The organism is Mesobacillus sp. ABV4_180 (genome assembly GCF_056158485.1).
The window spans coordinates 1,930,513-1,944,496 of the sequence record NZ_JBSWTJ010000001.1; the positions used below are offsets into that span (position 1 = coordinate 1,930,513).

The window sequence follows — 13,984 nt, forward strand, 5'->3', positions numbered from 1 at the left end:
ATGGAAGAGGAGCTGCAAGAATGATGAGAAACAAATGGAAACTTGGATTCTTTGTTTTACTGGGCATAGTTACGGCAGCCGTTCTGTTTTTCTGGATCCTTATCACTTCGCCAGCCGGAGAATCAAAGGCGGAACCTGTAAAAAAGAGTGAAGGTTCGGATGATGTTGCGTTCCGTGTGGAAACAAACAAACGTGATCTAAATAGGGTCATTAATCATTATATTGAAGAAGAAGTGAAAAACAGTAAGATTGATTATCAGGTTTTGCTCACGGATGAAGTAGAGTTATATGGAACACTCCCATTATTCAGCCAGGAGCTGGAATTAAGATTGACCTTTGAGCCTCAGGCCTTGGAAAATGGCGATTTAATTCTGAACCAGCGTTCGATCTCAGTTGGAAAACTGCGTCTTCCTGTCTCGACTGTCCTTAAATTTGTCAGGGACAGTTACGATTTGCCCGAAGCAGTGATCATACAACCCGAAGATGAAAGGGTATATGTATCCATGCAAGGCCTCAAGCTTAAAAGTGATATTAAAGTACGCGTAAACGAATTTGATTTAAAAAAAGACAACATTAAATTCACTTTGTTTGTCCCTGCGGATTAAGGGCGCGCTATTCTTCCTACAAAAAAATGGGCCGGTTTCCCGGCCGGGTGATTATCCCTGAAGAAGCAATACCTCGATAGGCGGTTCACCTTTAGCAGTGCCAACTGCAACAATGGTGTAGGCGTTATTCGGCTCCAGTTTTACGTCAGGGATGGTTAGAACCGTATTTTTGGTCCCTGCTACCCTAGCCTCAAGCGTGACTGTCATTGGTGTTAGTGCAAGATAGGTGGTAGCCTGTTTGAAAGACACGTTTGGGAAAATGATATCCCCATTGGTCCCTGCTATATCGACCGCTGGCGCATCGGGACTGAGGTGGATGAATCTTGCTTTTGTTTCACCGATTGGAGTTTGCGGTCGGTCCTCAAATGGCAGCAGCCTTAATTTAGTTGATGGCCCTGCGAATGCGGCAGTATAAATTCTCCCAGGTTCAACCGTGATTTTTTTGCTTATTAAAGTGGATACGTTCTCTCCAGCAGGATAAACATCAATCTGATATTTACCAGGCGGCAGCTGCATATGGCTGCTGCTGTTTTTGTATTCAAAATCACGCAGCACCCGGCTGCCATTCACATATATATCTACATTTCTCACATCCGGGGACGCATGCAAAAAACGCAGCATGGATGCAGTTCTTATAGTTTGATTGGCAAGTACTGGATTAGAACGCATCATTTGGACCGCTTTCCCCATGTTGCGGAGATGCTTGTGATAATACATAACATGCAAATTTGGATTAAGGTATTTATAGTAATTTGCCAACAAATCGTACATGGCAGCTTTATGCAAGTAATCAATCTGGTTTCTTGAACTGGCCATACCCCTCACTCCTAATTTATTCAATATTCCACAGTAAAATATGCAAAATGGGCATGTCAGGTGTACGATTAGCCAGCACCAATGGATTTACAAGATGATAAATTCCTGACAACTTAAAATTGAGCAAAAAAAGCTTTACATAAGGAACGATTTTCCATATACTAATATTAATTATACGAGAGGCAGGTGGAGTGCAATGAGCAGAATGTTAATTGTTGTTAGAGTTGATGGTTACTTGTTGCACGGCCCACTATCCTAAGCGGATCAATCGACTTTTGTCTTTTTTTCTCTATGCTTATGAACCACGGGCCGTGTGTGCCTGTGGTTTTTTCTATTTAAAAAGCATAATGGAGGAAAAAAGAGAATGATGAAACTTGAAAGCATCGGAATTACGGCTGAAATGATCAGCCTTTTTGAGGGGTATAAAGAGAAAGGCTATACTTTGGGCAGGGTTGCGCTCGAGCATAAGCATAGCTACAGGGTGTGGCTTGAAGATGGGGAATATCTCTGTACTTTAGCAGGAAAATTGTCGTATGAAGCTTCAGCACGAAAAGACTTGCCGGCTGTAGGGGATTGGGTTGCTGTTAAACAATCGCCTGGAGAATCAAAAGGTGCAATTCACGGGATTTTGCCAAGGATGAGCAAGTTTTCCCGAAAGGCAGCTGGGGTGGTGACAGAGGAACAAATTGTCGCTGTCAATATTGATACCGTATTCATTGTCAACTCATTGAATGATGACCTTAATCTTCGAAGAATTGAGAGATATCTGCTGCTTGCGTGGGAAAGCGGAGCGAGTCCTGTCATAATCTTGAGCAAGGCAGACTTGATCAATGATCTTGATGAAAAATTAAAGCAAGTAGAGTCGGTATCCCTTGGTGTTCCAGTGATTGCAATCAGTGTTGTGGAGGAAATGGGGACACAAGCATTGAAAAACTTTCTTTCACCAGGAAAAACGGTAGCCTTAATTGGCTCATCTGGTGTAGGGAAATCAAGCCTTGTCAACTATCTGACAGGTGTTGAGAAGCAAGTGGTTCAGGAGATTCGCGAAAGTGATGATAAGGGAAAACATACGACGACACATCGGGAAATGATTCTGCTCCCTGGGGGAGGTATCCTCATCGATACCCCTGGCATGAGGGAAGTTCAGCTTTGGTCGAGTGAAGAAGGCATCGGTGAGAGCTTTGTGGATGTAGTAGAATATTCTTCTGCATGCAGGTTCCGTGATTGCAGCCATAATAATGAGCCGGGTTGTGCCATATGGAACGCCATCAATGAAGGTTTGCTTGAGGAAAGCAGGTTTAACAGCTATAAAAAGCTTCAAAAAGAACTTGCATATATCGACAGAAAGGTTGATAGAAAAGCCCAGGCTGAAGAAAAAAAACACTGGAAAAATATCAATAAAGAAATTCGCCAAAAGACAAAATTCAAGCGAAAATGACCTTAAGCCTCTTCTTTGGAAGGGGCTATTTTATTATCGGAGCTCAAAATGTGTTTTTTGCTTTAAAAGATATACAATAGGGAATAAGTATTTGAGTGAGATGCTTTTACAGGAAGAGGTGCTGTATATGGAAAAACAAAGTGTGGAGCTTGCAACATTTGCCGGTGGGTGCTTCTGGTGCATGGTAAAGCCGTTTGATGAACAGCCGGGGATTGTCAGCGTTGTTTCAGGCTATACAGGAGGCACAACTGAAAATCCTACATATGAACAAGTGTGTTCTGAAAATACGGGACATTATGAAGCAGTGCAAATTACATTTGATCCGGATGTATATTCTTATGAGGAATTGCTGGAGCTGTACTGGCAGCAAATAGATCCGACCGATCCAGGCGGCCAGTTTTACGACAGGGGAAAGTCGTACCAAACCGCTATCTTCTATCACAATGAAGAACAAAGGAAATTGGCTGAAAAGTCTAAAATGAGCCTGGAAGAAAGCGGCCGCTTTACAAAGCCAATCGTGACAGAGATTATCCCTGCGCAAACTTTCTACCCTGCAGAAACATACCATCAAGGTTTTTATAAGAAGAATCCGGAAAGATATAATGCTTATCACAGGGGTTCTGGCCGCGAAGACTTTATCAAAAATCATTGGAGGGAAAAGTAATCATGACAAAGAATCTAGAAGAACTGAAGAAGAGACTTACTCCGATGCAGTATGAGGTTACACAGAATAATGGTACAGAACCACCCTTCAGGAATGAATACTGGAATGACCTTAGAGAGGGAATCTACGTCGATATTGTTTCAGGGAAGCCGTTATTTAGTTCTCGTGAAAAATATGACGCCGGCTGTGGCTGGCCAAGCTTTACAAAGCCTATTGAAGAAGAAGAAGTCGTCGAAAAGCAGGATTTGAGCCATTTTATGGTCCGGACAGAAGTAAGGAGCAAAAGTGCAGATTCCCATTTGGGCCATGTTTTCGATGATGGGCCAGGTGAAAACGGGTTGAGATACTGCATCAATTCTGCAGCATTGAGATTTGTTCCGAAAGAAAAGTTGGCGGAAGAGGGTTATGGAGAGTACATCAAACTCTTTAAAGATTAAGCATACGGAAGGGGTGATATCCATGTTTAAGAAGTTGTTCGGAAAAAAAGAAGAACCAATCCATACAGTTCAGCTGCTGTCGCCGATCACTGGGAAGGCTGTGGATCTGAGTTCTGTCCCAGACCCTGTATTTTCCGAGAAAATGATGGGCGATGGAATTGCAATTGAACCGGAAGAAGGTGTTGTTGTCTCACCTGTAGATGGCGAAGTCATGCAGGTTTTCCCGACAAAGCATGCGGTAGGAATAAGGGCAAAGAATGGGGCAGAAATCCTGATCCATATTGGGTTGGAGACGGTATCTCTGAAGGGTGAAGGTTTTGAAACCCACGTGAAGCAGGGGGATTCTGTGAAAACTGGGGATAAACTTGTATCCTTCGAACTTGAGATAATCAGGACAAAAGCAAAGAGTACAGTAACTCCTGTCATCATCACAAACACAGATCAGGCAGCATCCCTGGAAAGGTTGGCAGTAGGCAATGTGGAAAAAGGAATTACTCCAGTACTTGAAATAACAATTACTTCATAAAGAAAACAGCCGCTGTCAGCGGCTGTTTTCTTTTATTACTTTTTCTCCATTTTTTGAGGTCATTCCACCTGAAAGAATGAATTTCATTGCATCTTCAGGCTTAACATCAATTATTTCAACTTCTTCTTTCGGAATCAGGAAAGTTAAGCCGGCCACCTGGAAAGTTTGGGGAACATAAACAGCAACATGCTCAGACAATGGCTCATAGAATGACTCCAGGTTTTCTGTGGTAATGAAGCCCAGGCTCTTCATTTTAGTCCCCGGGATTGTCACAAGTGCAACTTTGGAAAACGATTTTTTTTCGCCCAGAAAAGAATGGACAGTATCTTTGATTACTGAATATACAGTCTTGACGAAAGGTATTTTCTCCAGCAGTCTGTCAATCAGTTTGAAGATGCTGCCGGTGATGAACCTCGTGGACAGCCAGCCGAGAAAGGTGATCAAAACCAGTGTTGTCAGCAGGCCGATCCCGGGAATATAGCGTTCTTGCAAATATGGTTTCAGTACATTTCCCAGCAGGCTGTCTAAAAACATGAATGTTTTATAGATTACATAGATAACGAGAATGATGGGGACGATGGTCAGGATCCCATTAATAAAATTCTTTAAGACGTTTTTCATTTTCTGCTCCTTAAACAAAACATATGGAAGTATCATACACTTTTTCAGATGATAATTCTATGATTATTTCTCCTTATCCTTTGCGACGATAATGGAAGGGATTCGAATAAAGGAATGCTCACTCGTATTTCTGCCGGATACCTTTTCAGCTGTCTCGATACGGACCGTATGTTTCCCGTTTTCCAGTCCACTAGCGATATACATATATCTTTCCCGGGTAAATGGCCACCAGGTTGAGAGTGTCCTTACATAGTTTCCGTCTACATAAACATGGAAAGCTCCGCCTTCGACACTGTGAATCGTAGTAATGCCTAGGAGCGGCCCCTCAAAATCATATTCAAGATAATCTCCAGGTTTTTGGCTGATATATCTCCCGTTTTCGAACCTGAAGCCTCTACTGACTGAAATGTCCTTTTTTTCAGCCAAATAAAAGGAATCATTTTTTGATAATGGTTTAGGGAAACTGGCGATCGCAGCTTCTGATTGAATATTCTTTTGGATTAATTTCAGGATTGAATTGGCATATAGCGCATAACCATTTCCATTTGGATGGATCAAATCTGCCGTCAGCTGCTCTGCCTGCATACCAGATGCTTCAAATGCAACCCTCATGTCAAGCAGCTTGGCACCATAATGGACAGAAACTCGTTTAATCGCATCGGCAAAGGGTTCTTGCTTTAAAGGGCTCTCGATAATCGTAATGATTTCAGCGCGTGGATAGCGATCTTTTGCATTCCTTATCAATTTTTCATATAAAAATGTAAACTGTTGCGAATCCATGTATTTGCGGTCGTTTTCGCCAAAAACAATGAATATTAGATCGATATCCTTGAACTTAGGTGAGTTCTGAAATTTGTAAATTCCTTCGAAAGCAGTTGCTCCGCTTTGGACCACCATATTGCGGCGTGCCCGGGTACCTGTTTGCTCATGAAGGAGGTCTTCGAGCTGGCTGAACCAGCGCAAATCATTAGTCTCCGCACCTGCCCCTCTGCCGATACTGTCACCTATGATTAAATAATTGAACGAGGAACCTTCTCCGATTTTTTCATATACCGTAAGATCCTCAGAGAAATAGTGTTTGGATTGAATCATAAAAATAGAAACAACTATGGCGGCAACTAAAAATCCACTGAATATCTTTTTCATGTTTGAGTTCATTCTGCGCTGATTCCTCCGGTAAATAACTAGTTCTATATACAATTTTTAACCTAATGTTTTATCAAAGGAAAGCATTATTTTCTATTTTCACTTTCTAATTTTGAAAAAAATAGGCTAATGCACAAACGGGTCAAGTACCCATATCATACCGTAAAGGGAAAGCAATTCAAAAACAAACGAGGAGTGGTTTTTAATGTACGGATACGATAATGCCCCTATGCCAGTCAATGCCCCAGCTGCAGTCCAAGGTGCTATGTGCCATGGCGGTTACCCATACGCAGGAGTTGGAGGTTGTGGGTACGGTTACGGCGGTTTTGCCCTAATCGTAGTGCTTTTCATTTTGTTAATCATCATTGGTGCTTGCTGCAGCCATATCTGGTAAGAGCGGGCACCTCCATGTAAATAAAATAATTAGTTTTAATCCTGTGAGGCTGTTTGCATACGGCCTCTTTTTCTTGATGATTAAAAACACGAACATTATTATTGTGTGAATAAAATAAAGTTCGTTTTTAGCGTTGACTACCTCGTGGAATTTTGTTATATTTACCAAGGGTTAAGTAAATAAACAATTTTGGCGGGGGATGCTGTATGAAAACAAACTATGATGTGATTGTCGTTGGAGCAGGGCCTGCAGGTATTTTTACTTGCTATGAATTAACATTGAAAATGCCAGGCGCTAACGTCTTGCTTGTTGATAAAGGCCACGATATCTATCGAAGAAACTGCCCGATTTTGCAGAAAAAGATTGAGAAATGCCCGCCGCCAGCAGGGAAGAAAGATTTTGCAGGGTGCCTGCCGGCATGTTCGATCACAAATGGGTTCGGCGGTGCAGGTGCATATTCTGATGGCAAGTTCAATATTACAAGTGAATTCGGCGGCTGGATGACTGATTATCTTCCTGATTCTAAGGTTGTCGAACTGATTAAATATGTTGATGAAATCAATTTAAAACACGGAGCAACCGACAGCATAACGGATCCGATGACAGAAAAAGTCCGTGAAATCGAGCGCAGGGGATATGCTGCAGGCTTGAAACTCTTAAGAGCACAGGTACGCCATCTCGGAACCGAACAAAATCTTGAAATCTTGAAGAATATTTTTGAATACTTAAAAGATAAAATTGAAATGGCCTTCAAGACAGAAATTGAAGACTTGATTACAGAGAAAACACCAGACGGCCATAAGGCCATGGGCGTTGAACTGAAAAGCGGTGAAAAGATTTTCGCTGATAAAGTAGTTGTTGCTCCGGGCCGTGACGGCTCTAAATGGCTGACACAGATGCTTAAAAAGAGAAGGCTGAAGATGATCAACAACCAGGTCGATATCGGTGTTCGCGTTGAGACGTCCAATGTTGTCATGGAGGAAATTAACGAGCATTTATATGAAGGCAAATTCATTTTCAATACATCCGTTGGCACTAGTGTCAGGACATTCTGCAGCAATCCTTCGGGGCATGTAGTTGTCGAAAACCATTCTGGAATCATGCTTGCCAATGGGCATGCTTATAAGGATCCAAAACTTGGAAGCAATAATACGAACTTTGCATTGCTTGTATCACATACATTCTCAGAGCCATTCGACAAGCCAAATGAGTATGCTCATGAAATTTCCCGTCTGGCGAACAGCCTTTCAAGTGGCGGCCTGATTGTCCAGAAGTACGGCGATATATTAAAAGGACGCAGGTCAACAGAAAAAAGGATTAAAGAAGGATTCTTAGAACCGACCATGAAAGAAGCGGTACCTGGCGATTTAGGACTGGTCCTCCCATATAACACGCTTAAGAGTTTGATTGAAATGACAGAAGCGCTAAACCAGGTCACTCCTGGACTTGCTTCGGATCATACCTTGTTTTATGGAGTGGAAGCGAAATTCTATTCCGCAAGGCCAAAACTGAATGACCGATTTGAAACAGAAATAAGCGGACTTTACGTAGGCGGAGATGGGGCCGGCATAACGAGAGGTCTCGCACAGGCAAGTGCATGTGGAGTTTGGATCGCCACTGATATTATTGAAAAATCGAAATCTGGCGGCAAAACAGAGCCGGTATTGGTTTAACTTGCTTACACCCGTCCTTTTCTTTGATAGAATAAAAGATATGAAAGAAAGGGCGGGAAGATAATGTTTGCACCAAAACTAGTTCCAGGTGATGAAATAAGGGTAATCGCGCCATCGACAAGCATGGTCATTTTAAAGGAAGCCCAAATAGATCTATCTGTTCAAAGACTGGCCAAGTTAGGCTTCAAGGTGACATTCGGGAAAAATGCAGACGCACATGATGAATTTTTCAGTTCTTCTATTGAGGAACGAATCGAGGATTTGCATGCGGCATTTGCAGACCCGAATGTAAAAGGGATCTTGACGGCTATTGGCGGCTACAATGCTAACCAGCTGTTAAAATATATAGATTACAGTTTAATATCCGCTAATCCGAAGGTTTTTTGCGGATATAGTGATATAACTGCCCTTCAGCTGGCGATCTATCATAAAACTGGCCTGGTTTCATACTCTGGTCCGCATTTTTCAAGTTTTGGCGTGAAACACGGTCTCGAATATACATTAGAGTCGTTCTTGGAGGCAGTAACCAACGATGCCCCTTATGAAATCGTTCCTTCTCCAACATGGTCTGACGACGCATGGTATCTCGACCAGGAGAATCGGACGTTCCATCCACAAACGGGCTACACGATCATCCAGGAAGGCGAAGCTGAAGGGAAATTAATCGGCGGAAACCTATGTACGATGAACCTGCTTCAAGGAACTGAATTCATGCCTTCCCTAAAGGACAGCATCCTGTTCATCGAGGATGATGAAGAAAGTCATTCAAGGAGCTTTGACAGAGATCTTCAATCGCTCTTGCACCTTCCAGATGCAGGCTCGATAAAAGCTCTATTGATTGGCCGTTTCCAAAAGAATTCTAACATTACGGAAGATGCGTTAAAAAAAATCCTCATGAGCAAGAAGGAACTTAGCAACATCCCGATCATCACAAATGTGAATTTTGGGCATGTCCAGCCATTCGCGACATTGCCAATAGGTGCCGTTGTGACTGTGAAAGCATCAGACGGACAAACAGAAATCTTCATTGAACAAAAAGAATAATTTTATTTCGAAGACACCTGCTATGGGTGTCTTTTTTTTGCCTTAATGGAGAGTGCTGGACCTCAAGAAGAAACGGAAAATGGATTTCAGTGCCCGAATGGAGTGAGTAGAATTTCTAAAGGGAACGTAAAATGGACTTCAGTGCCCGAATGGAAAGAGTAGGATCTCAAAAGGGAACGGAAAATGGATTTCAGTGCCCGAATGGAAAGAGTAGGATCTCGAAAGGGAACGGAAAATGGATTTCAGTGCCCGAATGGAAAGAGTAGGATCTCGAAAGGGAACGGAAAATGGATTTCAGTGCCCGAATGGAAAGATTAGGATCTCGAAAGGGAACGGAAAATGGATTTCAGTGCCCGAATGGAGTGAGTAGGATCTCAAAAGGGAACGAAAAATGGATTTCAGTGCCCGAATGGAAAGAGTAGGATCTCAAAAGGGAACGGAAAATGGATTTCAGTGCCCGAATGGAGAACGCGGGACCTTTAAAGGGAACGGAAAAAGAATTCCATCACACAGAAGTTAATAAAATTGGAATTTTTTTATCTATATGAAAGATTCACGCTTTCTTTTCATACAATTTACAGAATGTCCATATTTTAATCGCGGTGAATGGAGTGAGATTATGAAGCCGTCCTACTTAATCAAACCCGCCCTGGATGAAAGCTACCCAGAGATAGACTATGGGAAAGGTGTCTACCTTTTTGACAAAGATGGTAAGAAGTATCTGGATGCCGCTTCCGGGGCTGTTACAGCAAACATCGGGCATGGGGTACCTGAAATTATTCTGGCGATGCATGAACAGGCAAAAAAGGTTTCTTTTGTGTATCGCTCACAATTTACAAGTGAAGCAGCAGAGAGGCTTGCTGATAAGCTTGCAGAGCATCTGCCTGGAGATTTGAACTGGAGCTTCTTTGTGAACAGTGGTTCTGAGGCAACGGAAACTGCGCTGAAAATAGCGATTCAATACTGGCAGGAAAAAGGGATGAAATCAAAGACGAAAATTTTATCAAGGTGGATCAGCTATCATGGAATCACTCTTGGGGCTCTTTCCATGTCAGGCCATCCAGGGAGAAGGGCCAGATTCGTTCCGCTGCTTGAAGAATTCCCTTCAATATCCCCTCCTTATTGCTATCGGTGCCCATACCAAAGTTCCGCTCCTGGATGTGGATATATGTGTGCACAAGAATTGGAGAACGTGATCAAGAGAATTGGCGCTGACCATATCGCTGCGTTCATTGCAGAGCCAGTCATTGGCGCAGCAGGAGGGGCGATTTCTCCGCCGGAAGATTACTATAAAACGATTAAAAGAATTTGTGAAGAAAACCAAATCTTATTCATTGCAGATGAAGTGATGACTGGTTTTGGACGGACGGGGACAATGCTTGCCTGTGAACATTGGGATGTCATTCCGGATATCGTTGCTCTTGGGAAAGGCATGGGAGCTGGATACGCCCCAATAGCCGCCACAGTGGTGAGTGACCATGTAATGGGACCTATATTACATGGTTCAAAAGTGATCATGAGCGGCCATACACTTAGCGCAAATCCCCAATCATGTGCCGCCGCCCTGGCAGTTCTGGAATACCTTGAAAAAAATGAGATTCTGAATGAAATAGATTCCAAAGCTATATACCTGAAGAATAGGCTGGAAAAGCTGAAATCTCAATTTCCCTTTATTGGGGATATACGCGGGAAGGGCTTGCTGCTCGGCATAGAATTCGTCAAGTTGCCTGAATCAAAAATTCCATTTGAAAGAAACGTCAAATTGACGGATTTGGTTGTCAAAACAGGAAGAGAAAACGGTATACTGCTATATCCTGCAGGTGCAGGACTTGATGGAATATCTGGAGATGCCATTATTATTGCGCCACCGCTTACCACCACGAAACGCGAAATCGATGAAATTATTTCATTGCTGAAATCAACATTTACTGAAGTATATGAAACACTGGGATTTTCAGATGAGATTGGAGTTGAAAATTAAGATGGAGAATCCATTCGGAAAAATAGCAGCTCTGGAGCAGGCAATGGAGCACTTCCATGATGGAATGACATTGATGTTTGGCGGCTTTGGCGGGGTAGGATCACCGCCGGATCTCATTGATGGAATCCTAGAAAAACAGGTAGAAAACCTTATTTTGATCGGCAATGATACAGGATTTCCGGAAATCGGCATAGGGAAGATCGTCAGCCGTGGCAGGGCAAAGAAAGTCATCGCATCACATATCGGTTCAAACCCAGTCGCAGGTGAGCTTATGACAAACGGGAAGCTCGAGGTCGAGTTCTCACCTCAGGGAACATTAACGGAAAGAATCAGAGCTGGAGGCATGGGACTTGGTGCAATTTTGACTGATGTTGGAGTTGACCATGAATTCGTATCAAAAGGAAAAAAGACGATGAGCCTTAATGGGAAGGAATATCTGATAGAAACAGCCCTGACAGCAGAGGTATCGATCGTGTATGCAAAAAAGGCAGACCCATATGGAAACCTTGTATTTGACAAGAGTGCACGAAATACCAATCCGCTCGTTGCAATGGCAGGGAATTTTACGATAGCTGAAGCAGAGGAAATCGTACCGCTCGGCAGCCTGGATCCCGAAGAAATTGTTACTCCTGGTGTGTTTGTCGATATGGTTATTCCTTCAGGTGGGGTGAATTGGAGATGGGCATGGGAATAGACGTCAGAAATAAAATGGCAAGACGCGCTGCGGAAGAAATTAATCCAGGGATGGTCGTCAATTTAGGGATTGGTATACCATCTCTTGTCCCGAACCATCTGCCTGGTGATATGAAAGTCATGTTCCATGCAGAAAATGGGATTGTCGGCATGGGAGAATCTCCTGAAATAGGGCTTGAGGATGAGAATTTATGCAATGCCGGAGGTTTTCCGGTTACGGTATTGCCAGGTTCCTCTTATTGTGACAGCGCCGTGGCATTCGGGATGATTCGGAGAGGCAGGGTGGACCTTACGATACTGGGATCCTTGCAAATTAGCAAAAAGGGAGATCTGGCAAACTGGATTGTCCCTGGAAAGAAAGTGCCTGGCATGGGCGGAGCAATGGAACTTGCCCAGAAGGCTAAGAAAGTAGCTGTCCTTATGAACCATACGGATAAAAATGGAGTTTCTAAAATAGTAGAGACATGTTCCTTGCCTTTAACAGCTGCAGAATGTGTTGACATGGTGATCACGGACCTTGCTGTTTTCCGTGTCATGGGTGGTTCTTTGGTTTTAACAGAAAGATTTGCGCCGCATACAATTGCTGAGATTACTGCCAAAACCGCATGCGATTTTATCATGCTTGAGGACGTCCGGGTCATCGAATACTAAAAGGGGCTGGTATTGTGCAATCTGCTGAACAAAGAGTGCGGAGTTACATTACTGAAAATAGAATAAGAGGGACGCGATTATTGCAGAAGCTTGTACAGGAGCCAAGTACGAGAGGGAATGAAAGTGGGGCTCAGGCTGTAATCATCGAGAAATGCCGAGAACTTGGACTGGAGATGGATATTTGGGAAATTGGCGGGGACGGGCTCTCTGCACATACGGCATTTTGTTCCGACAGACACGATTTCCGGGGGAACCCGAATGCAGTCGGTACCATGAGGGGGACAGGCGGTGGGAAATCGATTATTCTGAATGGCCATATTGATGTTGTACCGGCAGGGGATCACAAAGATTGGCAGAAAGACCCGTTCAGCGGCCATATTGAATGCGGTAAATTGTACGGCAGAGGGGCAACCGATATGAAGGGTGGTACTGCTGCACTGTTAATGGCGATGGAAGCAATCAAAAACACCGGAATGAATTTGCAAGGTGATGTCATCTTCCAAAGCGTCATAGAAGAAGAAAGCGGTGGTGCTGGTACCCTGGCGGCAGTATTGCGGGGCTATAAAGCTGATGGGGCGATCATTCCAGAACCTACGAACATGAAGCTTTTTCCGAAACAGCAAGGTTCGATGTGGTTCAGGATTTCTGTAAAAGGCAAGGGTGCCCACGGCGGAACGAGGTATGAGGGCGTCAATGCGATTGAAAAAGCGATGCAGGTGATTGATAGATTGAGGGGATTGGAATCAGAGAGAAATGCAAGAATCACAGATCCTTTTTTTGATAGTATACCAATTCCGATTCCCATCAATATTGGGAAAATCCACGCCGGGGACTGGCCTTCGTCAGTACCGGACCTGGCAGTCATTGAAGGGCGGATGGGGGTTGCACCGAACGAAAGACAGGAAGATGCAAAACAGGAGATGAAAAATGCACTTCTCAGTCTATGTAAAGGAGATTCATGGTTAAGCGAGAATGTGCCTGAGCTCGAATGGTTCGGTGCAAGCTGGCTGCCTGGCGATCTGGATCCTGAGCATGAATTGATCCAGGTACTTTCCGAAAGCTTTGAAACTGTAAAGGACTGCACTCCTCTGGTTGAAGCCTCGCCGTGGGCAACCGATGGCGGAATTCTTTCAAAAGTTGGTGGGGTGCCTGTCGTGGTTTTTGGACCGGGTGTGACAGAAACAGCGCACCAGGCAAATGAATACATCAGACTTGAGGAGGTTTTTGAGGCCGCCGAAATCATTGCCCTCTTCCTTCTTAAGTGGTGTGGAGTGAACGAATGAAAGGGGAATCAA

Annotated in this window: 15 protein-coding genes; 12 read left to right on the plus strand and 3 right to left on the minus strand. The window is 43.6% G+C overall.

Going from position 1 to position 13,984, the window contains the following annotated elements:
* Positions 1–20: 20 nt before the first annotated feature.
* Positions 21–605, plus strand: coding sequence for a YpmS family protein (locus ACXAEA_RS09765; protein WP_475095698.1), 585 nt, complete (start codon positions 21–23; stop codon positions 603–605).
* A gap of 51 nt (positions 606–656) precedes the next feature.
* On the opposite strand, the gene ACXAEA_RS09770 is transcribed toward ACXAEA_RS09765, so the two are convergent.
* Positions 657–1,421: a DUF4397 domain-containing protein gene (locus tag ACXAEA_RS09770; protein WP_475095699.1), complete on the minus strand. Its 765-nt coding sequence runs from the start codon at positions 1,419–1,421 to the stop codon at positions 657–659.
* Between the two features lie 367 nt (positions 1,422–1,788).
* Between ACXAEA_RS09770 and rsgA the strand changes: the two genes are divergently transcribed.
* The 4 genes from rsgA to ACXAEA_RS09790 all read left to right on the plus strand — a co-directional run bounded on the left by rsgA (position 1,789) and on the right by ACXAEA_RS09790 (position 4,486).
* Positions 1,789–2,859 carry a ribosome small subunit-dependent GTPase A gene (rsgA, locus tag ACXAEA_RS09775; RefSeq protein ID WP_475098100.1) on the plus strand — a complete coding sequence of 357 codons (1,071 nt, stop codon included), beginning with the start codon at positions 1,789–1,791 and terminating at the stop codon, positions 2,857–2,859.
* Between the two features lie 127 nt (positions 2,860–2,986).
* Entirely contained in the window at positions 2,987–3,523 is a 537-nt protein-coding gene (gene msrA / locus ACXAEA_RS09780; protein WP_475095700.1) for a peptide-methionine (S)-S-oxide reductase MsrA, read from the plus strand.
* 2 nt (positions 3,524–3,525) lie between these two features.
* Entirely contained in the window at positions 3,526–3,960 is a 435-nt protein-coding gene (gene msrB, locus ACXAEA_RS09785) for a peptide-methionine (R)-S-oxide reductase MsrB (protein WP_475095701.1), read from the plus strand.
* Between the two features lie 22 nt (positions 3,961–3,982).
* Positions 3,983–4,486 (plus strand): PTS sugar transporter subunit IIA, encoded by a 504-nt coding sequence (locus tag ACXAEA_RS09790; protein ID WP_475095702.1) that lies wholly within the window; start codon positions 3,983–3,985, stop codon positions 4,484–4,486.
* Between the two features lie 15 nt (positions 4,487–4,501).
* Here the strand turns inward: ACXAEA_RS09790 and ACXAEA_RS09795 are convergent, their stop codons facing one another.
* Together ACXAEA_RS09795 and ACXAEA_RS09800 are read right to left on the minus strand one after the other, a co-directional pair.
* Positions 4,502–5,107: a DUF502 domain-containing protein gene (locus ACXAEA_RS09795; protein WP_475095703.1), complete on the minus strand. Its 606-nt coding sequence runs from the start codon at positions 5,105–5,107 to the stop codon at positions 4,502–4,504.
* Between the two features lie 63 nt (positions 5,108–5,170).
* The gene (locus tag ACXAEA_RS09800) at positions 5,171–6,265 is read right to left on the minus strand and encodes an SGNH/GDSL hydrolase family protein (RefSeq protein WP_475095704.1); all 1,095 of its coding nucleotides are present in this window, start codon (positions 6,263–6,265) and stop codon (positions 5,171–5,173) included.
* Between the two features lie 253 nt (positions 6,266–6,518).
* Here ACXAEA_RS09800 and ACXAEA_RS09805 point away from each other — a divergent pair, with 253 nt between their 5' ends.
* The 7 genes from ACXAEA_RS09805 (at position 6,519) to ACXAEA_RS09835 (ending at position 13,972) form a co-directional block, all read left to right on the plus strand.
* Positions 6,519–6,647 carry a YjcZ family sporulation protein gene (locus ACXAEA_RS09805; RefSeq protein WP_475098101.1) on the plus strand — a complete coding sequence of 43 codons (129 nt, stop codon included), beginning with the start codon at positions 6,519–6,521 and terminating at the stop codon, positions 6,645–6,647.
* Positions 6,648–6,853: 206 nt separating this feature from the next.
* The gene (locus tag ACXAEA_RS09810; RefSeq protein WP_475095705.1) at positions 6,854–8,320 is read left to right on the plus strand and encodes an NAD(P)/FAD-dependent oxidoreductase; all 1,467 of its coding nucleotides are present in this window, start codon (positions 6,854–6,856) and stop codon (positions 8,318–8,320) included.
* Between the two features lie 63 nt (positions 8,321–8,383).
* The gene (locus tag ACXAEA_RS09815; RefSeq protein ID WP_475095706.1) at positions 8,384–9,364 is read left to right on the plus strand and encodes a S66 family peptidase; all 981 of its coding nucleotides are present in this window, start codon (positions 8,384–8,386) and stop codon (positions 9,362–9,364) included.
* A 544-nt stretch (positions 9,365–9,908) separates the two neighbouring features.
* On the plus strand, positions 9,909–11,345 hold the full coding sequence (locus ACXAEA_RS09820) for an aspartate aminotransferase family protein (RefSeq protein ID WP_475095707.1): 1,437 nt from the start codon (positions 9,909–9,911) through the stop codon (positions 11,343–11,345).
* A gap of 1 nt (position 11,346) precedes the next feature.
* On the plus strand, positions 11,347–12,039 hold the full coding sequence (locus ACXAEA_RS09825; RefSeq protein ID WP_475098102.1) for a CoA transferase subunit A: 693 nt from the start codon (positions 11,347–11,349) through the stop codon (positions 12,037–12,039).
* Positions 12,024–12,689, plus strand: a complete 666-nt coding sequence (locus ACXAEA_RS09830) for a 3-oxoacid CoA-transferase subunit B (RefSeq protein ID WP_475095708.1) — start codon at positions 12,024–12,026, stop codon at positions 12,687–12,689. The genes ACXAEA_RS09825 and ACXAEA_RS09830 overlap by 16 nt, the downstream gene beginning before the upstream one ends.
* Positions 12,690–12,703: 14 nt before the next feature.
* Positions 12,704–13,972, plus strand: a complete 1,269-nt coding sequence (locus ACXAEA_RS09835; protein WP_475095709.1) for a peptidase — start codon at positions 12,704–12,706, stop codon at positions 13,970–13,972.
* Positions 13,973–13,984 lie beyond the last annotated feature (12 nt).

Bases quoted from the DNA above. Each gene is read 5' to 3' on its own strand.
- ACXAEA_RS09765 (WP_475095698.1), top strand. From the start codon at position 21: ATGATGAGAAACAAATGGAAACTTGGATTCTTTGTTTTACTGGGCATA.
- ACXAEA_RS09770 (WP_475095699.1), bottom strand. From the start codon at position 1,421: ATGGCCAGTTCAAGAAACCAGATTGATTACTTGCATAAAGCTGCCATG.
- rsgA (WP_475098100.1), top strand. From the start codon at position 1,789: ATGAAACTTGAAAGCATCGGAATTACGGCTGAAATGATCAGCCTTTTT.
- msrA (WP_475095700.1), top strand. From the start codon at position 2,987: ATGGAAAAACAAAGTGTGGAGCTTGCAACATTTGCCGGTGGGTGCTTC.
- msrB (WP_475095701.1), top strand. From the start codon at position 3,526: ATGACAAAGAATCTAGAAGAACTGAAGAAGAGACTTACTCCGATGCAG.
- ACXAEA_RS09790 (WP_475095702.1), top strand. From the start codon at position 3,983: ATGTTTAAGAAGTTGTTCGGAAAAAAAGAAGAACCAATCCATACAGTT.
- ACXAEA_RS09795 (WP_475095703.1), bottom strand. From the start codon at position 5,107: ATGAAAAACGTCTTAAAGAATTTTATTAATGGGATCCTGACCATCGTC.
- ACXAEA_RS09800 (WP_475095704.1), bottom strand. From the start codon at position 6,265: ATGAACTCAAACATGAAAAAGATATTCAGTGGATTTTTAGTTGCCGCC.
- ACXAEA_RS09805 (WP_475098101.1), top strand. From the start codon at position 6,519: ATGTGCCATGGCGGTTACCCATACGCAGGAGTTGGAGGTTGTGGGTAC.
- ACXAEA_RS09810 (WP_475095705.1), top strand. From the start codon at position 6,854: ATGAAAACAAACTATGATGTGATTGTCGTTGGAGCAGGGCCTGCAGGT.
- ACXAEA_RS09815 (WP_475095706.1), top strand. From the start codon at position 8,384: ATGTTTGCACCAAAACTAGTTCCAGGTGATGAAATAAGGGTAATCGCG.
- ACXAEA_RS09820 (WP_475095707.1), top strand. From the start codon at position 9,909: ATGAAAGATTCACGCTTTCTTTTCATACAATTTACAGAATGTCCATAT.
- ACXAEA_RS09825 (WP_475098102.1), top strand. From the start codon at position 11,347: ATGGAGAATCCATTCGGAAAAATAGCAGCTCTGGAGCAGGCAATGGAG.
- ACXAEA_RS09830 (WP_475095708.1), top strand. From the start codon at position 12,024: ATGGGCATGGGAATAGACGTCAGAAATAAAATGGCAAGACGCGCTGCG.